The organism is Bacillus sp. FSL K6-1003, from assembly GCF_037964945.1.
Classification (GTDB): domain Bacteria; phylum Bacillota; class Bacilli; order Bacillales; family Bacillaceae; genus Bacillus; species Bacillus mojavensis.
Window position 1 is genome coordinate 1513645 of the sequence record NZ_CP150176.1, and the last position, 25271, is coordinate 1538915.

The 25271-nt window shown below is 42.3% G+C and carries 28 protein-coding genes and 1 pseudogene; 17 read left to right on the forward strand and 12 right to left on the reverse strand.

Going from position 1 to position 25271, the window contains the following annotated elements; genetic code table 11:
* Positions 1-378: 378 nt before the first annotated feature.
* The gene (locus tag NSU16_RS07860; RefSeq protein WP_268505592.1) at positions 379-1152 is read left to right on the forward strand and encodes a Cof-type HAD-IIB family hydrolase; all 774 of its coding nucleotides are present in this window, start codon (positions 379-381) and stop codon (positions 1150-1152) included.
* Between the two features lie 41 nt (positions 1153-1193).
* Here NSU16_RS07860 and def read toward each other — a convergent pair whose 3' ends face one another.
* Complete coding sequence (gene def, locus NSU16_RS07865; protein WP_268446301.1) at positions 1194-1748, reverse strand: peptide deformylase; 555 nt, start codon at positions 1746-1748, stop codon at positions 1194-1196.
* A gap of 112 nt (positions 1749-1860) precedes the next feature.
* Entirely contained in the window at positions 1861-2013 is a 153-nt protein-coding gene (locus NSU16_RS07870; RefSeq protein WP_010334100.1) for a YjcZ family sporulation protein, read from the reverse strand.
* A 218-nt stretch (positions 2014-2231) separates the two neighbouring features.
* Between NSU16_RS07870 and NSU16_RS07875 the strand changes: the two genes are divergently transcribed.
* From NSU16_RS07875 to lpdA, 5 genes are all read left to right on the forward strand, one after another.
* Positions 2232-2903, forward strand: a complete 672-nt coding sequence (locus NSU16_RS07875; RefSeq protein ID WP_339192477.1) for a YkyA family protein — start codon at positions 2232-2234, stop codon at positions 2901-2903.
* 407 nt (positions 2904-3310) lie between these two features.
* A complete protein-coding gene (pdhA, locus tag NSU16_RS07880; protein WP_326128912.1) occupies positions 3311-4426 on the forward strand; it encodes a pyruvate dehydrogenase (acetyl-transferring) E1 component subunit alpha in 1116 nt (371 codons plus the stop codon).
* A gap of 3 nt (positions 4427-4429) precedes the next feature.
* A complete protein-coding gene (gene pdhB, locus NSU16_RS07885) occupies positions 4430-5407 on the forward strand; it encodes a pyruvate dehydrogenase complex E1 component subunit beta (protein WP_029441235.1) in 978 nt (325 codons plus the stop codon).
* Between the two features lie 114 nt (positions 5408-5521).
* Positions 5522-6850, forward strand: coding sequence for a pyruvate dehydrogenase complex dihydrolipoyllysine-residue acetyltransferase (gene pdhC / locus NSU16_RS07890; protein ID WP_024121262.1), 1329 nt, complete (start codon positions 5522-5524; stop codon positions 6848-6850).
* Positions 6851-6854: 4 nt separating this feature from the next.
* Entirely contained in the window at positions 6855-8267 is a 1413-nt protein-coding gene (lpdA, locus tag NSU16_RS07895) for a dihydrolipoyl dehydrogenase (protein ID WP_168747692.1), read from the forward strand.
* A gap of 49 nt (positions 8268-8316) precedes the next feature.
* Here lpdA and slp read toward each other — a convergent pair whose 3' ends face one another.
* Positions 8317-8691, reverse strand: a complete 375-nt coding sequence (slp, locus tag NSU16_RS07900) for a peptidoglycan-associated lipoprotein Slp (protein ID WP_168747694.1) — start codon at positions 8689-8691, stop codon at positions 8317-8319.
* 432 nt (positions 8692-9123) lie between these two features.
* Here slp and NSU16_RS07905 point away from each other — a divergent pair, with 432 nt between their 5' ends.
* The gene (locus NSU16_RS07905) at positions 9124-9243 is read left to right on the forward strand and encodes a GapA-binding peptide SR1P (RefSeq protein ID WP_010334106.1); all 120 of its coding nucleotides are present in this window, start codon (positions 9124-9126) and stop codon (positions 9241-9243) included.
* A gap of 36 nt (positions 9244-9279) precedes the next feature.
* On the opposite strand, the gene speA is transcribed toward NSU16_RS07905, so the two are convergent.
* A complete protein-coding gene (gene speA, locus NSU16_RS07910; RefSeq protein WP_326128910.1) occupies positions 9280-10752 on the reverse strand; it encodes an arginine decarboxylase in 1473 nt (490 codons plus the stop codon).
* Between the two features lie 185 nt (positions 10753-10937).
* Here speA and NSU16_RS07915 point away from each other — a divergent pair, with 185 nt between their 5' ends.
* The gene (locus NSU16_RS07915) at positions 10938-11204 is read left to right on the forward strand and encodes a UPF0223 family protein (RefSeq protein WP_268446296.1); all 267 of its coding nucleotides are present in this window, start codon (positions 10938-10940) and stop codon (positions 11202-11204) included.
* A gap of 36 nt (positions 11205-11240) precedes the next feature.
* Here the strand turns inward: NSU16_RS07915 and NSU16_RS07920 are convergent, their stop codons facing one another.
* The gene (locus tag NSU16_RS07920; RefSeq protein ID WP_339192478.1) at positions 11241-11879 is read right to left on the reverse strand and encodes a DUF1054 domain-containing protein; all 639 of its coding nucleotides are present in this window, start codon (positions 11877-11879) and stop codon (positions 11241-11243) included.
* Positions 11880-12117: 238 nt separating this feature from the next.
* On the opposite strand from NSU16_RS07920, the gene NSU16_RS07925 reads away from it, so the two are divergent.
* From NSU16_RS07925 to NSU16_RS07935, 3 genes are all read left to right on the forward strand, one after another.
* Positions 12118-12306 (forward strand): hypothetical protein, encoded by a 189-nt coding sequence (locus NSU16_RS07925; protein WP_010334110.1) that lies wholly within the window; start codon positions 12118-12120, stop codon positions 12304-12306.
* A 137-nt stretch (positions 12307-12443) separates the two neighbouring features.
* Positions 12444-13241, forward strand: a complete 798-nt coding sequence (suhB, locus tag NSU16_RS07930) for an inositol-1-monophosphatase (RefSeq protein WP_339192479.1) — start codon at positions 12444-12446, stop codon at positions 13239-13241.
* Positions 13228-13683: a GNAT family N-acetyltransferase gene (locus NSU16_RS07935; protein WP_339192480.1), complete on the forward strand. Its 456-nt coding sequence runs from the start codon at positions 13228-13230 to the stop codon at positions 13681-13683. Before suhB ends, NSU16_RS07935 begins: the two co-directional genes overlap by 14 nt.
* A gap of 98 nt (positions 13684-13781) precedes the next feature.
* On the opposite strand, the gene NSU16_RS07940 is transcribed toward NSU16_RS07935, so the two are convergent.
* Both NSU16_RS07940 and NSU16_RS07945 read right to left on the reverse strand, forming a co-directional pair.
* On the reverse strand, positions 13782-14696 hold the full coding sequence (locus tag NSU16_RS07940) for a class I SAM-dependent methyltransferase (RefSeq protein WP_339192481.1): 915 nt from the start codon (positions 14694-14696) through the stop codon (positions 13782-13784).
* 676 nt (positions 14697-15372) lie between these two features.
* The gene (locus NSU16_RS07945; RefSeq protein ID WP_339192482.1) at positions 15373-16938 is read right to left on the reverse strand and encodes a M4 family metallopeptidase; all 1566 of its coding nucleotides are present in this window, start codon (positions 16936-16938) and stop codon (positions 15373-15375) included.
* Positions 16939-17272: 334 nt separating this feature from the next.
* Between NSU16_RS07945 and NSU16_RS07950 the strand changes: the two are divergent.
* Positions 17273-17473: pseudogene (locus tag NSU16_RS07950) on the forward strand (sigma factor-like helix-turn-helix DNA-binding protein); the annotation flags it as partial.
* Positions 17470-17763 carry a zf-HC2 domain-containing protein gene (locus NSU16_RS07955; RefSeq protein WP_268505602.1) on the forward strand — a complete coding sequence of 98 codons (294 nt, stop codon included), beginning with the start codon at positions 17470-17472 and terminating at the stop codon, positions 17761-17763. The pseudogene NSU16_RS07950 and the gene NSU16_RS07955, both read left to right, overlap by 4 nt.
* Before the next feature lie 44 nt (positions 17764-17807).
* Here the strand turns inward: NSU16_RS07955 and NSU16_RS07960 are convergent, their stop codons facing one another.
* Positions 17808-18413, reverse strand: a complete 606-nt coding sequence (locus NSU16_RS07960; RefSeq protein WP_029441237.1) for a hypothetical protein — start codon at positions 18411-18413, stop codon at positions 17808-17810.
* A gap of 272 nt (positions 18414-18685) precedes the next feature.
* Positions 18686-18874, reverse strand: a complete 189-nt coding sequence (locus tag NSU16_RS07965) for a YlaF family protein (protein WP_010334117.1) — start codon at positions 18872-18874, stop codon at positions 18686-18688.
* Between the two features lie 111 nt (positions 18875-18985).
* Between NSU16_RS07965 and typA the strand changes: the two genes are divergently transcribed.
* Together typA and NSU16_RS07975 are read left to right on the forward strand one after the other, a co-directional pair.
* The gene (gene typA / locus NSU16_RS07970) at positions 18986-20824 is read left to right on the forward strand and encodes a translational GTPase TypA (protein WP_010334118.1); all 1839 of its coding nucleotides are present in this window, start codon (positions 18986-18988) and stop codon (positions 20822-20824) included.
* A gap of 55 nt (positions 20825-20879) precedes the next feature.
* A complete protein-coding gene (locus NSU16_RS07975) occupies positions 20880-21197 on the forward strand; it encodes a YlaH-like family protein (RefSeq protein ID WP_339192483.1) in 318 nt (105 codons plus the stop codon).
* Between the two features lie 56 nt (positions 21198-21253).
* Here NSU16_RS07975 and NSU16_RS07980 read toward each other — a convergent pair whose 3' ends face one another.
* On the reverse strand, positions 21254-21463 hold the full coding sequence (locus tag NSU16_RS07980) for a YlaI family protein (RefSeq protein ID WP_105954170.1): 210 nt from the start codon (positions 21461-21463) through the stop codon (positions 21254-21256).
* Positions 21464-21548: 85 nt separating this feature from the next.
* Entirely contained in the window at positions 21549-22178 is a 630-nt protein-coding gene (locus NSU16_RS07985) for a YhcN/YlaJ family sporulation lipoprotein (protein ID WP_339192484.1), read from the reverse strand.
* Positions 22179-22332: 154 nt separating this feature from the next.
* Here NSU16_RS07985 and NSU16_RS07990 point away from each other — a divergent pair, with 154 nt between their 5' ends.
* Positions 22333-23661, forward strand: coding sequence for a PhoH family protein (locus tag NSU16_RS07990; RefSeq protein WP_268446285.1), 1329 nt, complete (start codon positions 22333-22335; stop codon positions 23659-23661).
* A gap of 4 nt (positions 23662-23665) precedes the next feature.
* Here NSU16_RS07990 and NSU16_RS07995 read toward each other — a convergent pair whose 3' ends face one another.
* Positions 23666-24151 carry a peptidyl-prolyl cis-trans isomerase gene (locus tag NSU16_RS07995; protein ID WP_339192485.1) on the reverse strand — a complete coding sequence of 162 codons (486 nt, stop codon included), beginning with the start codon at positions 24149-24151 and terminating at the stop codon, positions 23666-23668.
* A gap of 103 nt (positions 24152-24254) precedes the next feature.
* Here NSU16_RS07995 and glsA point away from each other — a divergent pair, with 103 nt between their 5' ends.
* Positions 24255-25184, forward strand: a complete 930-nt coding sequence (glsA, locus tag NSU16_RS08000) for a glutaminase A (RefSeq protein WP_010334124.1) — start codon at positions 24255-24257, stop codon at positions 25182-25184.
* The last annotated feature ends 87 nt before the right edge of the window (positions 25185-25271 follow it).

A 25271-nucleotide genomic window follows, 5' to 3' on the forward strand; every position in this document is an offset into this window, starting at 1 on the left:
ATCTCTCCTTAAATGCCGTATGTTAGACTCGCCTTACTCTATTATATTCGAAAACGGAATATAAGGAAAGTCTTGAGCAAAATAAGGACCTTTGAAAAAGTGACAGATCCCTTATCAGGCAATGACTTTCCTGCGGAGCATTCCGTTCCATTGTCTTCTGAGCTTCTTTTTTAATTTCCTAAGCATAACGCAGGTCCCTCCTTCAATTGTTACTTGTCCAAGGTTGTTGTATACAAATAGTATACGGAGTTTAGCACGGACTTTTCGTGGATATTAATGGAATTTTATTTAGTTTTTGAGGGAAATGGTTTGCTGAACCGGAATCTTTTTGTATGATGAGTGTGGGAATTGCAGATTAAGACATAAAGGGGAATAACGATGGACTCAAAATTAATCTTTTTCGATATTGACGGCACGATATATGATCATGACAAAAAAATACCGGAAAGTACAAGAAAAGCGGTAGCAGAGCTTCAGCGGCAGGGACACCATGTGTTTATCGCCAGCGGGCGGTCCCCGTTTCTGGTGAAACCGATTTTAGAGGAGTTAGGCATTCACTCATTTATCTCCTACAATGGTCAGTATGTCGTCTTTGAAAAAGAAGTGATTTATAAGAATCCGCTGCCTGAAGAGGCTATCAGAAGATTGTTAAAGCAGGCGGGAGAAGGAAGCCACCCGGTTGTGTTTATGGCTGAAGATACAATGAAAGCAACTGTTGCAGACCATCCTCATGTCTTGGAGGGAATCGGCAGCCTGAAGACCGACTATCCTGAAACCGATGACCTCTTCTATGAAGGAAAAGACATTTTTCAGCTTCTGTTGTTTTGCCAGGATGAAGAAGAAAAAGTTTATGCGGCTTTTCCTGAATTCGATCTTGTGCGCTGGCATGAGCTTTCGACTGATGTTCTGCCGCGCGGCGGATCAAAGGCGGAGGGGATTAAAAAAGTAATCGAGCGTCTTCCGTTTGATATCAGCGATACATATGCCTTCGGCGACGGATTAAATGATCTGCAAATGATTCAGTTTGTCGGAACAGGCGTTGCCATGGGGAATGCCGTTCCTGAATTAAAAGAAGTTGCGGATTTTGTAACAAAGCCTGTAGACGAGGATGGAATTGCTCATGCTGTCAAAGAATTAGGCCTGCTAAAATAAAAAAGCGGCTGACACTTAGAGTGTCAGCCGCATATTTTCTTTTAGCGGTCTATCGCAATCGCATTTTCAGGTTCTTTAAAAGGATTTTCTTTATCGATATGATCATAAAACATAACGCCATTTAAATGGTCGATTTCATGCTGAAATACAATCGCCGGAAATCCTTTTAAACGAATATCAATTTGTTCACCCTCCAGTGTTGTTCCTTTCACTCTGATACGAGCATAGCGCGGAACAAAGCCGGGAATTGCCTCATCAACTGACAGGCAGCCTTCACCGCTAGTTAAGTAGCTTCTTTCAACGGAATGGCTGACGATCTTTGGATTAAACAATGCATAGCTGTATAACTTCCCGGAAGCATCTTCTGCATGGACTGCGATCATCCGTTTATTAATATTAATTTGAGGAGCCGCGAGTCCCACGCCGGGACGCAGCTTATATTTTTCGGCTAATTCCGGATTTTGGCTGTTTTTTACGAATTCAATCATATCTGCCAGCTGCTGTTTTTCTTCTTCTGTGGCAGGCAGCCCGACAGGCTCTGCTGTCACTCTTAGGGCAGGATGGCCGTCGCGCACGATGTTTTCCATAGTAATCAAGAAACTTCACTCCTAAAGCTTAATATGTAAATTATATCGGATTTCTTCGTAAAGGTGCAACGAAACAAATGACCAGCCGTAAATGGCTGGTCAGTGTTTTACTGTGTAATGATTAACAGCCTCCGCCTAAATAAGCAGCTCCGACAATGATTAACAGAATGAATAAAACAACAATCAACGCAAATGTGCGGCCATATCCTGCTCCGCCATATCCGTAACCATAACTGCAGCAGCCTCCGCCGTAACCATATCCATAACCGTACATGAACATAACCTCCTCTTTTAATTACGCCAGAGCCTTGTAGTAGGCATAGCGTCTACAATAACCTATGTAAAAACAAAAAAGTTGTATGGTCATCTGTCCTGATTTTTCACGATTTAGATTTGATTTTTTGTTCAGCAAACCATGAGATAACCATCTGGCTATTGTCAAATATCTTTATGGATTCTATAGTAGAAAATGTCAAGATTGGGGGATTTAACGTGAAAGACAGAATAAAACGGCGACACGGTGTGAAAATCGGAGCCTTTTGCGCTTTGAGTTTACTTTTAACCGGGTGTGTGGGACAGGATCCGCTGGACTCACTTCATGACTCATTAGAAAAAGTCGCTGATCTAGAAAAGCCGTTTCAAGAAGAACAGAAAACGCTCGAGGAATTAGAGAAAAAAGAACATGCTCTCTACAATGATGTCATCAAGCTTAATATGGATGATTATAAAAAAATCGTTTCTTTATCAAATGAAGCGCTAGAGAATGTAAATAAACGTGAAGAACATCTGAAGCTTGAAAATGAGAGCATCGAGAAATCCGAATCAGAATTTGAGGAAGCAAAAAAATCCGCTAAAACTATTAAGGATAGACACATAAAGAAAAAGGCTGAGACTGCGGCAGATCATATGGAAAAAAGATATGCAGCATACAGCTCTATGTCTGAAGAATATGAAAAAGCCATTAAACTTGATAAAAAACTGTATAAGCTTCTGAAAGACAAAGACTTGACGCTGGATAAGCTTGAACAGCAGATCGAAAAAGCAAATGCTTCTTATAAAAAAGTCCTTAAACAAAGCGGAGAATTTGATGTGCAAACGCAGAAATATAATAAAGCCCGTGAAGATTTATATGACGCCGCAGGCTATCACATAAAAAAGAGCTGACTATGATCAGCTCTTTTTTTAAATTCTATTCAAAATTTAAATTTCTATTGTAGTACAGTGTGATAGGTTATACTAGTACAGTTTGAGGTGCAGGTTGCATCTGTTTTTTTATAGAAAATGTAAAGCGAATACATTTATTGAAAATCAGCGATGAAAACGATTGACGGTTCTTCTTTATATGGTGTAAACTAATCCATGTTAAGCGGTGTTGTATTAGTTTTTTACAACTTCGAAATAATACAGTTCAAAGCAGAGTGTAACTATCCTACATAAATGGTTTCGGCAAACTGGGGATCGGCTAAAATATATACGACTTACTGCTGATACTTTAGGGTACCCTAAGTTTGTATGTATAAAAGGAATGCACGTCTAATGACTGTTTAAAAGAAAGGAAGAGGTGACTTAGTATGGCTGCAAAAACGAAAAAAGTAATCGTTGATAGTAAGAAGCAATTTGATGCCATTAAAAAGCAGTTCGAAACGTTCCAAATTTTAAATGAAAAGGGAGAAGTCGTGAATGAAGCGGCGATGCCTGATTTAACTGATGATCAATTGAAAGAGCTAATGCGCCGTATGGTATTTACGCGTGTGCTTGATCAGCGCTCTATCTCATTAAACCGTCAAGGACGTCTCGGATTCTACGCTCCTACTGCGGGCCAAGAAGCTTCTCAGATTGCTACGCATTTCGCGCTTGAAAAAGAAGACTTCGTTCTTCCGGGATACCGTGATGTGCCTCAGTTAATCTGGCACGGCCTTCCATTATATCAAGCGTTCCTGTTCTCTCGCGGACATTTCCGGGGTAACCAAATGCCTGATGATGTGAATGCCCTTTCTCCACAAATCATTATCGGTGCTCAATACATTCAAACGGCCGGTGTTGCGCTAGGTCTTAAAAAACGCGGTAAGAAAGCTGTCGCAATCACTTACACTGGTGACGGCGGAGCTTCACAAGGGGACTTCTACGAAGGAATTAACTTTGCCGGCGCTTATAAAGCACCTGCGATCTTCGTGGTACAAAACAACCGTTACGCGATTTCAACTCCAGTTGAAAAACAATCTGCAGCAGGCACAATTGCACAAAAAGCAGTAGCTGCCGGTATTGTGGGTGTACAAGTAGACGGAATGGATCCGCTTGCTGTATACGCTGCAACTGCTGAAGCACGCGAGCGCGCGATTAACGGCGAAGGCCCGACACTGATTGAAACACTGACATTCCGTTATGGCCCGCACACAATGGCTGGTGACGATCCGACTAAATATCGCACAAAAGAAATCGAAAACGAGTGGGAGCAAAAAGATCCGCTTGTACGCTTCCGTGCGTTCCTTGAAAACAAAGGCCTATGGTCTGAAGAAGAAGAAGCAAAAGTAATCGAGGATGCAAAAGAAGAAATTAAGCAGGCGATCAAAAAAGCGGATGCTGAGCCTAAGCAAAAAGTAACTGATTTAATGAAAATCATGTTCGAAAAAATGCCTCATAACCTTGAGGAGCAATTTGAAATTTATACACAGAAGGAGTCGAAGTAAGCCATGGCGCAAATGACAATGATTCAAGCAATCACGGATGCGTTACGCACAGAACTGAAAAATGACGAAAATGTCTTAGTTTTCGGAGAAGACGTTGGTGTTAACGGCGGCGTATTCCGTGCGACAGAAGGATTGCAAAAAGAATTCGGTGAAGACCGTGTGTTTGACACGCCTCTTGCTGAATCTGGTATCGGCGGTCTTGCCCTTGGTTTAGGCTTAAACGGCTTCCGTCCGGTAATGGAAATCCAATTCTTTGGATTTGTTTACGAAGTAATGGATTCAGTTTCTGGCCAAATGGCTCGTATGCGTTACCGTTCTGGCGGACGCTGGACTTCACCTGTAACCATTCGTTCTCCGTTCGGCGGCGGTGTTCATACTCCTGAGCTTCACGCTGACAGCTTAGAAGGTCTTGTTGCACAACAGCCTGGTATCAAAGTTGTTATTCCATCAACTCCTTACGATGCCAAAGGACTTTTGATTTCTGCGATCAGAGACAACGATCCTGTTGTTTTCTTAGAGCACATGAAGCTTTACCGTTCTTTCCGTCAGGAAGTTCCTGAAGAAGAATACACAATTGAGCTTGGCAAAGCTGACGTAAAACGTGAAGGTACTGACCTTTCAATCATCACTTACGGCGCAATGGTTCATGAATCATTAAAAGCAGCTGAAGAGCTTGAAAAAGACGGCATTTCTGCTGAAGTTGTTGACCTTCGCACAGTCAGCCCGCTTGATATCGACACAATCATTGCATCTGTGGAAAAAACAGGCCGCGCGATTGTTGTTCAAGAGGCTCAAAAACAAGCCGGCGTTGCTGCGAACGTAGTAGCTGAAATCAATGACCGTGCGATTTTGAGCTTGGAAGCGCCTGTACTTCGCGTTGCTGCGCCTGATACAGTATTTCCTTTCTCTCAAGCGGAGAGCGTATGGCTTCCAAACCATAAAGACGTTCTTGAAACAGCTAGAAAAGTACTTGAATTTTAATCAAATTGCATAATCGGGAGGGAGCTGAAACGCTTTCCCTCCATTATATATGTGTTTTCAATGCTTACGATGTAAACTTTAAAATTGCTTAATCAAACTAGGAGGTCGAGAACTGTGGCATTTGAATTTAAACTTCCAGATATCGGGGAAGGTATCCACGAAGGCGAAATCGTAAAATGGTTTGTCAAGCCTAACGATGAGGTAGACGAAGATGATGTACTGGCGGAAGTCCAAAATGATAAAGCAGTAGTAGAAATTCCTTCACCTGTTAAAGGAAAAGTATTAGAATTAAAAGTTGAAGAGGGAACAGTTGCAACTGTTGGACAAACGATCATTACGTTTGATGCACCTGGTTACGAAGACCTTCAATTTAAAGGCAGCGATGAGTCTGGCGACGCAAAAACTGAAGCGCAAGTTCAGTCTACTGGTGAAGCTGGACAAGATGTTGCGAAAGAAGAGCGTGCTGAAGAGCCTGCTAAAGAAACTGGCGCAGGACAGCAGGATCAAGCTGAAGTTGACCCGAACAAACGCGTGATCGCTATGCCTTCTGTACGTAAATACGCTCGTGAAAAAGGCGTAGATATTCGCAAAGTAACTGGTTCAGGCAACAACGGACGTGTTGTGAAAGAAGATATCGACAGCTTTGTAAACGGAGGAGCACAAGAAGCTGCGCCGCAAGAAACGGCTGCACCTCAAGAAACAGCTGCTAAACCGGCTGCTGCACCAGCTCCAGAAGGCGAATTCCCAGAAACTCGCGAAAAAATGAGCGGTATCCGTAAAGCAATTGCAAAAGCGATGGTTAACTCTAAACACACTGCTCCTCACGTAACACTAATGGACGAAGTGGACGTAACAAACCTTGTTGCACATCGTAAACAGTTCAAACAGGTTGCTGCTGATCAAGGCATCAAGCTGACATACTTGCCTTACGTTGTAAAAGCTCTTACATCTGCACTGAAAAAATTCCCTGTTTTAAACACGTCAATTGACGATAAAACAGATGAAGTAATCCAAAAACATTATTTCAACATCGGTATCGCTGCTGATACTGAAAAAGGCTTGCTTGTGCCGGTTGTAAAAAATGCAGATCGTAAAGCGATCTTTGAAATTTCTGATGAGATCAACAGCCTTGCAACAAAAGCTCGTGAAGGCAAGCTTGCTCCAGCTGAAATGAAAGGCGCATCTTGCACAATTACAAACATCGGTTCTGCCGGCGGACAATGGTTCACTCCGGTTATCAACCATCCAGAAGTTGCAATTCTTGGTATCGGACGCATTGCAGAAAAAGCGATTGTTCGTGATGGCGAAATCGTAGCAGCTCCAGTCTTAGCTCTTTCTCTCAGCTTCGACCACCGTATGATCGACGGAGCGACTGCGCAAAATGCACTCAATCACATCAAGCGTTTACTGAACGATCCACAATTAATTTTAATGGAGGCGTAATGTTATGGTAGTAGGAGATTTCCCTATTGAAACAGATACTCTTGTAATTGGTGCGGGACCTGGCGGCTATGTAGCTGCCATCCGCGCTGCACAGCTTGGACAAAAAGTAACAGTCGTTGAAAAAGGAACTCTTGGAGGCGTTTGTCTGAACGTTGGATGTATCCCTTCAAAAGCGCTGATCAATGCTGGCCACCGTTATGAGAATGCTAAGCATTCTGATGACATGGGAATCACTGCTGAGAACGTAACAGTTGATTTCACAAAAGTTCAAGAGTGGAAAACTTCTGTTGTTAACAAGCTTACTGGCGGTGTAGCAGGTCTTCTTAAAGGCAACAAAGTAGATGTAGTAAAAGGCGAAGCTTACTTCGTAGACAGCAATTCAGTTCGTGTAATGGATGAGAATTCTGCTCAAACATACACGTTCAAAAACGCAATCATTGCGACTGGTTCTCGTCCTATCGAATTGCCAAACTTCAAATATACTGAGCGTGTTTTAAATTCAACAGGCGCTTTGGCTCTTAAAGAAATTCCTAAAAAACTCGTTGTCATTGGCGGCGGATACATCGGAACTGAGCTTGGAACTGCGTATGCAAACTTCGGAACTGAGCTTGTCATTCTTGAAGGCGGAGATGAAATTCTCCCAGGCTTCGAAAAACAAATGAGTTCCCTTGTTACTCGCAGACTGAAGAAAAAAGGCAATGTTGAAATCCATACAAACGCGATGGCTAAAGGCGTTGAAGAAAAGGCTGACGGCGTAACAGTCACTTTCGAAGTAAAAGGTGAAGAAAAAACCGTTGATGCTGATTACGTATTGATCACTGTCGGACGCCGTCCAAATACTGATGAACTTGGTCTTGATCAAGTCGGTATTGAGATGACTGACCGCGGTATTATCAAAACTGACAAACAGTGCCGTACAAACGTCCCTAACATCTATGCAATCGGTGATATCATTGAAGGACCGCCGCTTGCTCACAAAGCATCTTACGAAGGTAAGATTGCTGCAGAAGCGATCGCTGGAGAGCCTGCAGAAATCGATTACCTTGGTATTCCTGCGGTTGTCTTCTCTGAGCCTGAGCTTGCATCAGTCGGTTACACTGAAGCACAGGCGAAAGAAGAAGGCCTTGACATTGTTGCTGCTAAATTCCCATTTGCAGCAAACGGCCGTGCGCTTTCTCTTAACGAAACAGACGGCTTCATGAAGCTGATCACTCGTAAAGAGGACGGCCTTGTGATCGGTGCGCAAATCGCCGGCGCAAGCGCTTCTGACATGATTTCTGAATTAAGCTTAGCTATCGAAGGCGGCATGACTGCTGAAGATATCGCTATGACAATTCATGCGCATCCAACATTGGGTGAAATCACAATGGAAGCTGCTGAAGTGGCAATCGGAAGCCCGATTCACATCGTAAAATAATAGAGATAACATAAAAAACAGCCCTGCTTTAAGCGAGGGCTGTTTTCCTTTATTTAGACAGTACATGCTGTAATGGCTTAATAATGTCTTCTTTCTTTTTCACACATCCCTCTATTTTCACAACGACATGCCGCTGATCAACTACCATGAGAGTAGGGACGGTTTCGATTTCATCTTCCCAGCCTTTCCTATTATCGTATACCTTCATTTTATCTATTTGATCAGGATAATCCTTTTCTAAATCAAGCAGAGCATCATAATATGACGCCTCTTGATCAATTTGATTTTCATCAGAAAAAAATAGGATTTGAGTATGATGAATGCTGTCAATTCGGCTTTTTTGTATTGGATTGATTGTGGAAAGGGTGCAGCCCGATAAAGCAAATATTATCATCAGTATGGGAAATACCGCGCGATATCGCATCTATCTTCTCCTCTGTATAAACCATAGTAAACTAGTTTTAGTTTATCACGAGTAACCGCGTCATCTGCTTCTTGTTACCTAATTGTTATATAATTGAAACCGTTTTTAAAGAGAGATAACATTCCTTTAAACCCAATACTCTGAACGCACATTTTATTCATCGCGAATCATTTGAAATTTCGTTACACGATTCAAAAAAAGTTCAAGAAAACATGAAATCACCATGTCTTTTCAGCATAAGTATCGAATGAAAGCGTTTGTTATGAAGATGATGATTCATATAACCGAAAAGAAAAAACATGTTACATTAAAAGTTTTTCCAAATAAATGTGTTATACAGTTTGTTGTTGACATTTTAAATGTGACATATTAATATAATACCAATAAAAGAAATTAAGCGTTTTCAAAATTAAAAGAAATGGGGAATGAGAGATGGGTACGATTGTTTGCCAAGATTGTAACGAAGCCATTCATTACTTCGAGGATGAGAAGGTTACAACGTTATACGGAACATGCTGCGGACAATGTCAGTGTCCTCTTGATGAAGAGTAAGAAAAAGCATGCGGCTTAGCCGCATGCTTTTTGTATTTATTGAATAGCTTTTTGCTCTTTTATAACTCGAATCATGCTTAGAGTAGAGTCCTCCGGTCCTTGAACTGGAAGTCCGGCATCAATGTTTTTGAAGATGTAGCTGATGTTTTCTTCTGTAATAATCTCTCCGGGGATAAAGATAGGAATTCCAGGCGGATACACCATTACAAATTCAGCGATAATCCGTCCTGCTGCTTCTTTTAATGGAACAACTTCTGTATTCGCATAGAAAGCGTCACGCGGCGTCATCGCCAGTAACGGGATTTCTGGAAGCAGTACCTTTGTCTGTTGATGGGTAACATCATTTGCTGACATTTGACGCGCAATCTCTTTTAAAGCTTCAACAAGGCGATCCGCATCGTTTTGGCTGTCACCAGGCGTGAAGATACACAAGATGTTATAAAGATCTGAAAGCTCTACTTCAATATTAAAGGATTCCCGCAGCCACTTCTCGACATCATGTCCTGTGAGCCCAAGATTTTTAACTGAAATAATTAATTTTGTCGGGTCATAATTGTAAGCTGCTTTAGAACCAAGAATTTCTGAACCGACACAGTAAATGCCCTCAATTTGGTTCAGACGTTCTCTCGTCTGGTTGGCAAGCTTCAACGTTTCTTCAGCAAGCTGGTAGCCCTCTGTCGCAAGGCGTTTTCTGGCGACGTCCAAAGAGGCTAGAAGCAAATAAGAAGTAGACGTGGTTGTCAGCATGCTGAGTATCGATTGCACTCTGTCTTTAGATACAAGGCCTTCTTTCATGTTTAGAATAGAGCTTTGTGTCAGTGATCCGCCTAGCTTATGCACACTTGTCGCGGCCATGTCTGCACCTGCCTGCATCGCTGAAAGCGGAAATTGGTCATGAAAATGAATATGAACGCCGTGTGCTTCATCGACCAGAACCGGCACATTAAAGGAATGGGCTAATTCTACGATGCTTTTTAAATCAGCAGCTACTCCGAAATATGTCGGGTTGATCACTAGAAGCCCCTTGGCATCAGGATGTTCACTCAGCGCCCGTTTAGCGGATTCAAGTGTAATGCCGTGAGAGATGCCCAGTTCATTGTCAATTTCAGGATGAATAAAGATTGGGACAGCTCCGGAAAATACAATAGCTGACATAATGGATTTGTGCACATTTCTTGGAATGATGATTTTATCTCCAGGTCCGCAGACAGCCATCACCATTGTCATGATTGCGCCGCTTGTGCCCTGAACAGAAAAAAAGGTGTGGTCCGCGCCGAAGGCTTCGGCCGCCAAATCCTGCGCTTCTTTAATAATGCCTTTAGGCGCATGCAGGTCATCTAATGGTTCAATATTAATCAAATCTATACTTAACGCGTTTTCACCGATAAATTGTCTAAACTCTGGATCCATTCCTGCCCCTTTTTTATGGCCGGGAATGTGGAATTGAACAGGCTGTCTGCTTGCGTGCTTTTTCAGGCCTGTGTATAAGGGTGTTTCATGTTGCGACAATTGTTTTCCCACCTTTGTAGTAATACCTATGCATATTAGTGTGTATTAAAATCAGTTTCTCAACCGTTTTTTAGACGTAAAACAAATGAATTATATTATGAACTTGAAAGAATGTAAAGAACAATTTATGATCAAATGAAGATGCTTTTTGTAAAAGGAAAGCGAATTTATAAGGAGTGAAGAAAATGGAATACCAATATCCCATGAATGAAGATTGGACAACCGAAGAAGCAGTGGATGTGATTGCATTTTTCCAGCAGGTTGAACAGGCTTATGAAAAGGGAGCCGATCGTGAAGAACTGCTTAAGGCGTACCGGCGTTTCAAAGAAATTGTGCCGGGAAAAGCTGAAGAAAAAAAGCTATGCGGCGAGTTTGAGGAACAAAGTACATACTCTCCTTATCGTACGGTCAAGCAGGCGAAGGAATCTGACCAGGCAAAGATTAAGATGTAAAAGGAAAAGAGCCGGATGAAAGATCCCGGCTCTTTTTTATGCTTGTGATACTTTTTGGGTTAAGCGATACAGAAATGCAAGCTGCTGGAAGGCATCGTCGATTCGCTGCAGAAATTCATCGTTATTCATACTCAGCACCTCATCTTTTGAAAGCTGTATACCGCATAACAGTTCGGCTTTCTTTATGGTCTGCAAACGTTCAAACAAAGTCTTGAGTTGTTCCTTGTCCATTTCTGACTGCTTATGGACCCCTGGCTTTGTGTGATCCGCAGACCAAACGAAGCTGTCTGGAATGTGATTTGTAACGCTGTCTTGATTCGCTTCAAGCAATTTGCCGTATTCTTCTTTTATAGGGGACTCATAAATGATCGCGAACCATACAAAAACATGGCTCTCCCACAAGCCGATTTGAAAATGCGGCAGTTTTTTATAGCCTCTTTTGCTATTGGCAAAAGCCACCCAGCTGTCTGCGGGAGGGTTGACTGATCTTCTTGCGTGCTTGGCCACATGGGGGAACATTTCATCTCCGGTTAAAGCAGATAATGTCGGGGTAAAGTGCTCGCCTAGAGCAGTCAGCTTCGGACGAACCCGCTCTTTTAACACCTCCATGCGCGCGTCTAAGCCGTCTATTGTAAATGTGTGAAAGTCTTCTTCAGTAAAACGCATTTGTGTCATGATTTTCCTCCTTCATGCTAAGTATACATATTTTATCACAGTTAGAACGCGCAGCAAAAAGATGAGCACGCGTTTGAAGAGAGGGGGAATGTGGTAATAAACGAATAGGTAAACACACAATTTTCAGAATCATGTTACAGGTAAATAGAAGAATCATAGGATATAAGAAGTATCATTGTTGAATGGCAAAATGGGATGCTTTTTTAAAACAAATGATCTCTGGAAGGGGCGAAAGACAATGAGGCAAGTTGTGAAAGAGGGATTTAGGGAAGAGAAAAACAACCGTGTAGCTGTCTGGAGACTAGAGGTTGATTATGAATTGGCAACCCTTTATGAGGCAATGCAGAAAGAAAATGACGAGCAGATTGAACTAAGCAAAAACAAACTTGAACGTCTCAGAAAAGAATGGATTCGCCTCAACGGGTAAAAAGCTATAGTGAAAACGAACCGCGTGAATGGTTCGTTTTTACGTGAGAAGGCATATTTTTCATTTTCCTTGCTTTTTCACTGCCGTTATCAGTATTCTATAAAATAAAGGTCTACATAGAAAAGAGGTACGCATGAATGACAAATTGGACGGAAATTGATGAGACTGCAAAGAAATGGATAAAAGAAGCAGGCGCAAGAATTAAACAGTCGATGCACGAAAGCCTGACAATTGAAACAAAATCAAATCCGAATGATTTAGTCACCAATATTGACAAGGAAACGGAAAAGTTTTTTATTGACCGCATTCAAGAAACCTTTCCGGGGCATCGCATACTTGGAGAAGAAGGACAAGGAGATAAAATCCACTCATTGGAGGGTGTCGTCTGGATTATCGATCCGATTGACGGCACGATGAATTTTGTGCACCAGCAAAGAAATTTTGCAATCTCAATTGGTATTTTTGAAAATGGAAAAGGCAAAATCGGTTTAATTTACGATGTGGTGCATGATGAACTGTATCACGCGTTTAGTGGTAAAGGTGCTTATATGAATGAAACGGAGCTGTCTCCTTTAAAGGAAACCATTATTGAAGAAGCGATTCTTGCCATTAATGCAACATGGGTGACGGAAAACAGAAGAATTGACCCGGGTGTGCTGGCGCCGCTTGTGAAAAGGGTGAGAGGAACACGCTCCTATGGCTCTGCCGCTTTAGAACTGGCAAACGTCGCTGCGGGAAGAATTGACGCTTACATTACGATGCGGCTTGCTCCTTGGGATTACGCAGCCGGGTGTGTGCTGTTAAACGAAGTAGGGGGCATCTATACAACGACTGAAGGTGAACCGTTCACCTTTTTAGAAAATCACTGTGTGCTGGCCGGAAACCCATCTATACATAAAACAATATTGGAAGAGTATCTTCATGCTGATAAATAGACCATTTGAACAGGATGACCTCAGTTGGTTTGAGGAAATTGCGGAGGCTCATCCTGTTTGGAAAAAGGAAGAGTTTGGGGAAAAAGATGCAGAAAGTTATATGATCTCCTACTCGATGTATAACGGATCATGGCTTGTATGGGAAAAAGACGGCCTGCCTGTTGCCGTCAGCTATCATCTCGAATGGGCTCCTTCCAACGGAAAGCCATGGCTGGGAACAGTGCTGGTTGATCCTGCTGAAGAAAGAAAAGGGCATGCCAGAGAGACCATTGAACAGATCGGCCAATCGCTGAAGGAAAAACACAGAGCGCTATTTACAGCGGTTCCGATTGACCGGAATGAATGGATCCGGTTTTTGAGCCAGTGCGGCTTTGAACAGCTCAAGACGGAGAAAGATGAGGCAGACAAGTCATACATGATCATGGTAAAGCCTTTAGTTTAAGCTGCCGTATACATGACGGCAGCTTATTTTCATGCACAAAAAACCTCCCAATCTTTAACCATCGATTGAGAGGCGAGCTTGGTGATGAACCAAGGGGTTTATTTTTTTACGGCGTGTATATAATGAATGGTTTCAAACGCTGACAAATAATCCGTTCGTTTCTTGAAGAAAAGGTCATTGATTTCAGCTGGTGTGACATGTTCATAGATGAGTAAACCAGCTGAATCTAATGCTTTTTCGATTTCATGATAAGTAAAACACGATTTCATCGGTTCACCGGCTGCTGAAGCCAACTTCACCATATGTTCAACTCTATTAGACATTCCTTTTGTTTCAAAGAGCGTTTCGTCTGCATAATCAAAAACGATAGAGCTTCCCGAGGGAACATGGGCAAATAAATGGTTAAGCAGGTTCTTATTTTCTGCTTTCGTCAAGTAATAAGAAACTCCTAAAAGGCTGAAGAACGTTTTTTTGTTATCAAAGCCTTCATCTAAGAGAGGCTGATATGAAAACGTTTTGGTAAAGTCCATAGGAACCAAATGAAGATTCGTTGGGATAGTCAGCTGTGCATGATCCAATCTTTTCTTTTTCAATTGCTGTGTAGCGAGGTAATCAATTTCAAATATATCTAAGCTGTTTTCCAGCTCTGGATGCCGAAAGCAGAAAGTATCTAACCCGGCGCCAAGAATGACATACTGTTTTGCCCCCAGCACCACTTCGTTGCGCAATACTTTCTCACAATATGCTGCTCGAGCTAAGGGCGTAGGGGAAAGCTGGACTTGTGTAATCCACTTCAGCATTTCCTCTGGGTCATCTTGAAACTTCAAGGCAATATCCTTATTGAAAAACTGTATGCCTTGTATCATATTTTGACTAATGTCGGAAAACTCTTTTTCAGAAATAAGGTCTTTTGCAATATAATCGTCAAAAATTTTAGGTGTGTCATATTGACTGTGATAGGCTCGGCTAAAAGCAGATAGTAAAGCTGTTAAACTGGACTCATTTTCCTTCATATCATGTCCTCCTGATAAACAAAAATAAGATTCCCCCGGCCAGGAGAATCTTATTATACACACAAAAATATTAATAGTAAATTATAGCATAAATAAAAAATTTCGTCAATATATTTGGGTTGGAAGAGTAAGATTTTTCTCTTTTATTTGTTAGCTATTACTTGTAATACATAACTGCAACATGACCTGCTTTTGTGAGAGTCTTATATTAATCCGCTTTGCTCATACGGAACAACGTCATCATGATCGCCGTGCATCATGAGCATCGGTGGCTCCTCGCGATGGAACTTAAGCGGCTTGAGCCTAGCTTTAAAATCTCATGTAAATTTGCTCTGACGCAGCAGTCGGGATTAGGATTTTCATGGTGTGGAAAAGGTCGCCTTCTACCCAATCGCCTTATAAATGTCGTAGAAATGACTTCTGCATCTTTTAATGGTAAGCCCCGCCGGCACCTCTTTTGACATCATTAAACCCGTTTTTTAAAACAATCGGCTGATTTGGCGGATAATGACCGGGTTTGTATGTGCGCAGTCTGCGATTTATTCAGAGGTAAGGTAGGCAGTCCGCACATTTGAACATTAACATATGTCCGGCTGTCGTGAAACAGCTGCTGATTTTCAAAAAAACTTGAAAATCAAGAAAAAGCCTGAGATATCTCAGGCTTTTCATTTAGAAATTACAAACCGACGGCATTCCAGGCTGCTTCAACTTTTGCGGCGTCAGTTGAGCCATAAAGGTCACGGGCAGACTGAATGAGGGCGGCCTTCGCATCTTTGAAAGTGGAATAAGGCGTAAGATACGTTGTTAACGCACGGTAATAAATCTGCTGTGATTTAGAAATGCCTAGTTTTGTAATAGTATTGTAAGCGGCTTTGTTTGGAATTCCGCTGTTTATGTGTACACCGCCGTAATCGCCTTCATCTGTATTCGGAAGGTTTTGATAGTTGGCGTAATTGTCAGGCTGGTCATATTTTGTCGGATTGGACAAGCTGCGGAGAGCCGGCTGGCTGACCGTAATGTCTTCACCGATATCCCAGTCTTCTGTATCAGTAAAGTAACCGAACACATCAGAGAACGACTCGTTTAATGCCCCAGGCTGATTTTCATAGACAAGGTTGGCTGTTTCTTGAGTGACACCGTGTGTCATTTCATGCGCTGTCACATCCAAGGAGCCGGAAAGCGGGGAGAAGAAGGAGCCGTCTCCGTCACCGTAAATCATTTGATCCCCTGTCCAAGCGGCGTTATTATACTGGCTGCCGTAGTGAACAGAAGAAACGATTTTACTGCCTTTGTTGTCATAGCTGTTCCGTTTAAACGTCGAGTAAAAATAATCGTACACTTTACCCAGGTTATAGTGGGCGTCTACAGCTGCGCGCTGTGATGAAGTTGTGAATTTATTTGTTGTGCTTGAGACTAGCGTTCCCGGAAGGCGGCTTTGTCTGTTTTGTAAATCATACGTGATAATCTGAGTGCCGGTTGGTTTTGACAGATCTCTTAAAACATATTTGCCGCTCTCATAAGAAATATTCAGAGGAACTGTTGCACCTTTTAGTGTGGTCCCTGATCCTGTTGCGGCTGCATGTTCTACTTTATTTTGCTGTTTTAAAATGCTGCCTGTTTCGGCATCCACTAAGACTTCCCAGTTCGCAGGTTCAGGTTCAATATAGCGAATCGTGACATCGTAAGCCAGACGATAGCTGCCGTCCTCTGTTTCTACCGCTTTTAACTCCGCTTTATCGCTGTTTTTTGCGCTTCCGTTAGAAACGGCGTCAGGTGATTTGCCAATGGCTTTAAAAGCGAGTGTCAATGCTTTGTCAGAGGATACCTTTTTGCTGTTTTTTGTATTTGAAGCAGACTGATTGTGCAATTCTCCATTGATCGCATAGACTTTGTCAGATTTATCGACGTGAACGATCACTTGGGAATCTTTAATAGGCACTCCGTTAATGACAGGCACGTATCGAAAGTGCTTGTACCCAAGAGCGTCAGTTGTGCTTTCCACAAGTTTCAGTCTTTTGGCGGGATCGCCTTTAAACACTTTGCTGTTCTTTTTCAAAAACTGTTTGACAGCTTTGTCATTTGGAGCAGAGAGCTCTGTTTGTGCAATGGCGCTTTTGGGAAGAAAGTTTGTTTGATTCTCCTTAAGCTGGTAATTCTCAGCAGCCTGAACACCCGGAAGGCCGATCGATAAACTCATAAACGAAGCAGCGACAACAACGGACAATTTTTTACCTAAACCCACAATAAATCCCCCTTTTTGAAAATACTGAAAAATCTTTATATCGTTATATTAAACGAGCAATCTAGCATTCTCAACAAAAACTAACATAACTAGACAAAATTGATAGAATTGTCCTGTGTTTATTTTTGTTGAATAATATCAAGATGAGTCAAGTGTCATGTGCTGGATGATTGCAAGAGTTATGCCGTCTTTTCATCAAAGGGGGGATGAGAAATTTTTGGTTTTTATTGAAACTTTTTAACAAGTGGCTTGTCTAACCGGATGAGGCCTTAATAAGAAGTAAAGGATTGTTGTACGTGTTGGAATTATTCAGTCATTATGTATTGCATTTTGAACAGATACACTGCAAGAGCTGCTGCAGCTAAAGGGTCAGCACCAATCCGTTTTGATTTTAAGAGAATGTCAAGAGCTTTCTTATGAAGAAATTTCCGAAATCTTAGGCTGGAGCCTTTCAAAAGTGAAAACCACACTTCACCGGGCAAGATTGGAGCTCAAGAAAAACATGACGAATAGAAGAGAGGAGGAGCGGATATGACCTGCTTTCTAGTAAGAGACCTTCTCCCTCTGTATATTGAAGGTGATTGCAAAAAAGAAACGGAAAACTTCATTGAAGAGCATATGAAAACCTGCGGCAGCTGCAGAGACATGTATAAACAGATGTCTGAGCCTTTTGAGTTTAAAGATGAACAAGCACCTCAAGATGCTTTTCTGCCTGAAGAAGAAATCCGTTTTAAACAAAGGTACTATGGTATGCTGATTATTAAAGCAGCCTTCTGGTTTGGAGCAGTGTTTGCTGTGATGCTAATCATCAAACTGCTGATCTAAAGGAAAAGCGCTTGCCGGATTGACGGACAAGCGCTTTTATTACATTAAGCCTGCGGATGAAGCATTTGGTAGATGGCTGCAAGCTGTTCTTGAGACAGAGCGCCAAAGAGCTTTTCATAAAAAATTGCCTGCTCCGTTGTCGCACCAGCTTCTAAAGCTGCATTTTTATCAAAGCTGTACGCTCCATCTTCTGAAACAATGGATGCCTGCAGAATATGAATCTTAAGGGAAACAGCGGCGAAAAATTGGTCAAGTGCGAGTGCTTCTTTTTCTGTGAAGCCGAGCTCAACAGCTTTTTCTGTATCAAATTTGTAGCTGCCGTCTTCAACATACACACATTGTGAAACAACATCAAAAAATTCAGAGGTCGATTCCCACAATTTCGCAATGATTTGAGCCTCTTCTTGTGTCATTCCTAACTCGACAGCTTTTTCACTGTCAAAATAATAAACCCCGTCTTCTTCATATATACATTGATTTAATAAATCTAAAAATGCATTCAGGTCTTTATGTGTGATTGTCTCCTGCAAAGCAGGTGTGCTGTGACTAACTGTTTTTGCGCTTGCGGCATCAGGTCCGAAAGTTAGCAGGGTGGCTGAGGTCAGTGCGGCGGTTGTAAGTATGGCTTTTTTTACAAATGTTTTTTTCATGTTTCGTCTCTCCCTTTTGTGAATTGTGGTGCAATTCCCATTATAGGGAGAGGCTGGTGTCAGGAAAATAGGCTTTATGGTAGTTTATGTATATCAATGTCGAACCACTTTTGTTTGGTTAAAGATGTCATATTTAGAACGAATGTCCATGAATGGATATCGTTTTGCTTCTTCCCGCCTAGGAAACAGGGGAGATAAGCCTTACGCCACCAAAAAACACCGCATTCATTTGCGGTGTTTTTGATTATAATGTCTTTAGCGAGGATAAGCTTTTAATCGAGCAATCCTTGCTCACGCATTTTCTTTTTTAACGTAAATCCGCTTCCCATCACGGCGCAAACGAGCACAATGCTGGCGATAATGCCCCACGCGCTTTTTTCGGCGATAAAGACGCCGATCAGCATTATGCTGAAAACCGCTGCAAATGCAAATAATAATAAAAGCCAATTCATTTTTTTCATATTTCCATCCCCTTTTACGTCTTATGATAAGTTTACAGAAAAACGTGACGCTTTTAAAGAGGATGTGTGGTATAATATGAAAGTTATCTAATTTTTTTAGGAGATGAAAAAGTGAAACTTCGAAATGATCTTCGCAACATCGCGATTATTGCCCACGTTGACCATGGGAAAACGACTCTAGTCGATCAGCTTTTACACCAGGCTGGTACATTCCGTGCCAACGAACAAGTTGCTGAACGCGCAATGGACTCAAACGATCTTGAACGCGAACGCGGCATTACAATTTTGGCGAAAAATACTGCGATTAACTATAAAGATACACGTATCAATATTTTGGATACCCCTGGACACGCAGACTTTGGGGGAGAGGTAGAACGGATTATGAAAATGGTTGACGGTGTACTGCTTGTCGTTGACGCATATGAAGGCTGTATGCCTCAAACTCGTTTCGTTCTGAAGAAAGCTCTTGAGCAAAACTTGAACCCGGTTGTTGTTGTGAACAAAATCGACCGTGATTTCGCACGTCCTGAAGAAGTGATCGATGAGGTTCTTGACCTGTTCATCGAGCTTGATGCAAATGAAGAACAGCTCGAATTCCCGGTGGTATATGCTTCCGCGATTAATGGAACAGCGAGCCTTGATCCGAAGCAGCAAGATGAAAACATGGAAGCTTTATATGAAACGATTATTAAGCATGTTCCGGCGCCTGTTGAGAATGCAGATGAGCCGCTTCAATTCCAAGTTGCACTTCTTGATTATAACGACTATGTAGGCCGTATCGGAATCGGACGCGTTTTCCGCGGTACGATGAAAGTCGGTCAGCAGGTTTCTCTTATGAAGCTTGACGGTACAGCTAAATCATTCCGTGTGACAAAAATCTTTGGTTTCCAAGGCTTAAAACGGGTGGAAATTGAAGAAGCAAAAGCGGGAGACCTCGTTGCGGTTTCCGGTATGGAAGATATCAACGTTGGTGAAACAGTCTGTCCTGTAGAGCATCAAGAACCGCTTCCGGTGCTTCGCATTGATGAACCGACACTTCAAATGACATTTGTCGTAAATAACAGCCCGTTTGCCGGCCGTGAAGGAAAATATGTGACTGCCCGCAAAATTGAAGAACGCCTTCAGTCACAGCTGCAGACTGATGTCAGCTTGCGTGTCGAGCCTACAGCTTCTCCGGATGCTTGGGTGGTTTCTGGCCGCGGTGAGCTTCACCTGTCTATTCTAATTGAAAACATGCGCCGTGAAGGCTATGAGCTTCAAGTATCAAAACCTGAAGTTATCATAAAAGAAATTGACGGTGTACGCTGTGAGCCTGTAGAGCGCGTGCAAATTGATGTTCCGGAAGAGCATACAGGCTCTGTAATGGAATCAATGGGAGCGCGCAAAGGTGAAATGATCGATATGATTAACAACGGTAACGGCCAAGTCCGTTTAATCTTTACAGTGCCTTCCCGCGGATTGATCGGTTACTCAACAGAGTTCCTGTCATTAACACGCGGTTTCGGTATCCTGAACCATACGTTTGACAGCTACCAGCCGATGCAGGCGGGCCAAGTCGGCGGACGCCGTCAAGGTGTGCTCGTGTCAATGGAAAACGGAAAAGCGACATCTTACGGAATTCAAGGGATTGAAGACCGCGGTGTGATTTTTGTTGAGCCTGGTACTGAAGTTTATGAAGGAATGATTGTTGGAGAGCATAACCGTGACAACGACCTTGTTGTCAATGTCAGCAAAATGAAACAGCAGACAAACGTCCGCTCTGCAACAAAAGATCAAACAACAACAATTAAAAAAGCGCGCATCATGTCTCTTGAAGAATCTTTAGAGTACTTAAACGAAGATGAATACTGCGAAGTAACGCCTGAATCCATCCGTTTAAGAAAGAAAATCCTCAACAAAAACGAACGTGAAAAAGCGGCTAAAAAGAAAAAAACAGCAGGATTGTCTTAATCCTTTGCAGAATTTGAAAAGATAGAACCCGTACGCTATAGGGGAGGGAATCTTTTTGAATGACGTAAGCGAACGCCTGTCGTTCTTCGCCGCTCTATACCAAGTGGATCGGCAGCCCGCAGCGGGCATGTGGCTGCTATACGGCACCATTTTTGTTTTAGCTGTTATTGTGTTTAAACTTGGATTTGCAAAACGGCTTCCGGTATTAAAATCAGCAGTGGTATACTTATTTCTGGCTTTAGGCTGCACTGTTTTGACTTTTCTCGGTGTATTTTTGCCTGTGGCAGAGGGATTGGTCATCGCTGCATTGATTTTAATCATTTACAAAATTCGGCTGTATCAGTCGAAAAAGGAACAGTCGGCAAAATCATGAAAAAAGACTCAGCATCTCGCTGAGTCTTTTTTTATTCTGTATGAATAGCTGCCGCTTTATTTTTTAACTTTTTCTTTCTTCTGCTGTCCCGGGTGAAACGTGAACTTTCCGGTTTTCAGCCGTTCTTCTGTTTTTTGGGCAATTCGGTCATGGCATTCCTGGCACATATATGTATGGATCGGACGGTTTCTCAGCCGTTTCGCGATCAGGGTTTCATCATCAATTGTTTCAATTTTATCACAAATAGAACATTGGACCCTCATCATATCACCTCTTTCACTCTACTATGTATTATATCATGGATCAGATGCTGTCCAAAATAAGAAAAAGCTAAAGCCCAAGGGCTATAGCTTAATCATTATTGTTCTTTTTCATATGATGATCAGATTGATCGTTTTGTTCCGTTTCCATTTCCTTCTCTTGCTTTTCGTTTAATTGATCGTTTTGCTGCTTGGTTTGCGGTTCATCTTCATCGTCAATCACATCGTTAGGCACTTCCGGAAGCACCCGTCCGACAATTGCGGCCAGTTCATCTAAAATCCCCGTAACAGGGCGGCCTTCACTGATCTCTCTTCCCATTTCATTGAGGCGGCTGACGGTATCAGGATCAGCAACCACGACTGCATTGGCTCCGTGCCGATCATTTTTTAAAGCCTGTGCCACAGAGTATTTAATGGTTTCGACTTTACTTCTATCCAGATTATCGTCAACGTCAATTCCTACTACAGCATATCCCCCGAGCACAATAGCTGTTGCATCCTTGACATCTGGCACTTTTTCAGCAACGCCGACAAGATGCTTGGCAATATCGGTTCTAGTTCCATTGTCTTTTGTTTCCTGAGATGTGTCCTTTACGTGAATCGGTTTTGTTTCCTGCTGTCTTGTTGATTCTTTTTCAATATTTTGCTCCTGTCTTCCCTGTTGAACAGCGCAGGCGGACAAAATGAGTGTGAGCTGTATGATAATGAAAAGAATTCGCACTTGCGGTTTCCCTCCTTGAAATGCATTCATTAATTTTATTGTTGAATTAACCTTCTATCTTTATTCACAAAAACATATATTTTAGCAGGCGTTCACCTTTTTCATCGTAAAAGAAGCAGGAAGAACTTTGACCCTTATATCAGGAGGCTGAGACTTGAGTAAAATTTATGTGTTAGATACGAATGTGTTATTACAGGATCCTAACGCTATTTTTTCTTTTGAAGAAAATGAAGTTGTCATCCCTGCTGTCGTTTTAGAAGAGGTTGATTCAAAGAAACGATATATGGACGAAGTTGGGAGGAATGCGAGGCACGTATCTAAGCTGATAGACGCGCTAAGACTGAAGGGGAGACTGCATGAGAAGGTTCCGCTTGATACGGGAGGAACGCTCAGAATTGAATTAAACCACCGTTCCTTTCACCAGCTTCAAGAAATTTTTATCGAAAAAACGAATGATAATCGTATATTAGCCGTTGCTAAAAACTTAAGCCTCGAAGAAGAGACGAAGGAAAACGGCAGGCCTGTGATCCTTGTTAGCAAGGATGTATTAGTCAGAGTCAAAGCGGATGCCATCGGCCTTCTTGCTGAAGATTTCTTAAATGACCGTGTTGTGGACAATGATGAGATGTACAGCGGTTATAAGGATTTATATATTAACCAGCAGTTATTTAGCTCTTTTTACGGAAAAAATCAAATTTCAGTTCAGGATATAAAGCAGCATGCTTTTTACCCAAACCAGTTCGCGTTAATGAAGGATGAATTAGGAGGATCCTCCTCAGCTGTCGGTATTGCGGATAAAACGGGTAAGGTCTTAAAAAGGCTTGTGTTTGATGATGAACACGTTTGGGGAATCAGACCGAGGAATGTTCAGCAGACCATGGCGTTAGAGCTTTTGCTGCGAGAAGATATTCCGCTGGTGACGCTGATCGGAAAAGCCGGAACCGGGAAAACATTGCTTGCTTTGGCAGCGGGGCTATTACAGACAGAAGATTTAGGGATATATAAAAAGCTGGTCGTGGCAAGGCCGATTGTACCTGTGGGCAAGGATATCGGATACTTGCCGGGTGAAAAAGAGGAGAAGCTAAAGCCTTGGATGCAGCCGATTTTTGATAACTTGGAGTTTCTGTTTAATGCCAAGAAACCGGGAGAGCTCGAGGCGATTTTGGCAGGGATCGGTTCAATCCAAGTAGAGGCGCTGACTTATATCAGAGGGAGAAGCATTCCCGATCAATTTATTATTATTGATGAGGCGCAAAATTTGACCAGGCATGAAGTGAAAACACTTCTTACAAGAGTGGGCGAAGGCAGTAAAATTGTCTTAATGGGCGATCCTGAACAAATTGATCACCCATATTTAGACAGTCTGAATAATGGTCTGGCATATGTCGTTGAGCGATTTAAAGGACAACCCATCTCAGGCAGTGTGAAGCTTTTAAAAGGTGAGAGATCCGGGCTTGCCCAGCTTGCCGCTGACTTGCTGTGATGATTTAAATGATTTCAATCTCTTTTATATTGGTGATTGGCTGGACGTGATCAACTGGATCTTCAAAATAAATATGAACCGGGCCGCCTTCCTGAATCGGCTTGCCTGCCTGGCTGAAATGGACAATACTGTTCAGCGCGGTATCAAGAGGAACGGCGGCTTTACCGGAACTTGTAATAAATACGCATTGTGATGCAGAGCTGAGCGGCTCAGCATTTTTCAGCACACTTCCCAATTTCATTGCGAAGCTGCCGTTCATCAATTTCTGTTTCTCAAATTGTTTTTCCGTCTTTAATGTAGGCGGCGCAATCTGTCCTTCTCTAATAACACGTTCAGTATCCAGACCAGATTCATTCCCAGCCGAATGTAAATTGATTTCTTGGCCGCCCCCTTTACGGTCAAATGAAAATTTACGATCATCAAAAATCCATACGCTCGGATCAATCGTAATTGGATATGTAACATTGCCTTTTACTTGTATAACGCTCATGGTATAACCCCCTTCTCTCAAAATTATAAAAGTTTTCGCATGAATTGTCACTTTGTGTAACAAATTATGTGTATTGAGATGCTCAGGGAGCGAGGGTGGTCGCATGGTATGCCGGCATAATGACGAACTGGAAGCGTTAGTGAAAGAAGCAAAAAAGGTGACAGACAAGGGAGAGGTGGCCAGCTACATTCCCGCTTTAGCAAAAGCTGATCAGCACGATCTCTCAGTAGCGATTTATTATTCCAATAATACTTGTCTGTCAGCGGGTGACGTAGAGAAAACATTTACCCTTCAAAGTATATCGAAAGTGCTCTCACTTGCCCTTGTGTTAATGGAATACGGCAAGGACAGAGTCTTCAGTTATGTCGGCCAGGAGCCGACCGGTGATCCGTTTAATTCAATTATTAAGCTTGAAACCATGAATCCGAGCAAGCCGCTAAATCCTATGATAAATGCCGGAGCACTGGTTGTAACCAGCTTGATTAAAGGACAAACGTCTAAAGAGAGACTCGATTATCTGCTTTCTTTTATCAGGAAACTGACAAACAACCAAGACATCACCTACTGCCAGGACGTAGCTGAGTCTGAATACAGCACATCAATGATTAATCGGGCAATGTGTTATTATATGAAGCAGTATGGGATTTTTGAGGATGATGTTGAAGCAGTAATGGATTTATATACGAAGCAATGTGCGATTGAGATGAACAGTCTTGATTTAGCGAAAATTGGGGCAGTGTTTGCGCTTAACGGCAGGCATCCAGAAACAGGAGAACAAGTCATTTCAAAAGATGTCGCAAGAATTTGCAAGACGTTTATGGTCACCTGCGGAATGTATAATGCAAGCGGAGAATTCGCGATTAAGGTCGGAATTCCTGCGAAAAGCGGCGTATCAGGAGGGATTATGGGCATTTCACCCTATGATTTTGGGATCGGCATTTTCGGCCCGGCTTTGGATGAAAAAGGGAACAGCATTGCAGGTGTAAAGCTTTTGAAAATAATGTCTGAAACGTATAGGCTGAGTATTTTTTAATTTATGTCATCTGTTTAAATCCTCTTGCATTTTCTGCTGATACCCTTTATGATAAATAGAAGAATTAGGTACTCGCCTGGGGAACGG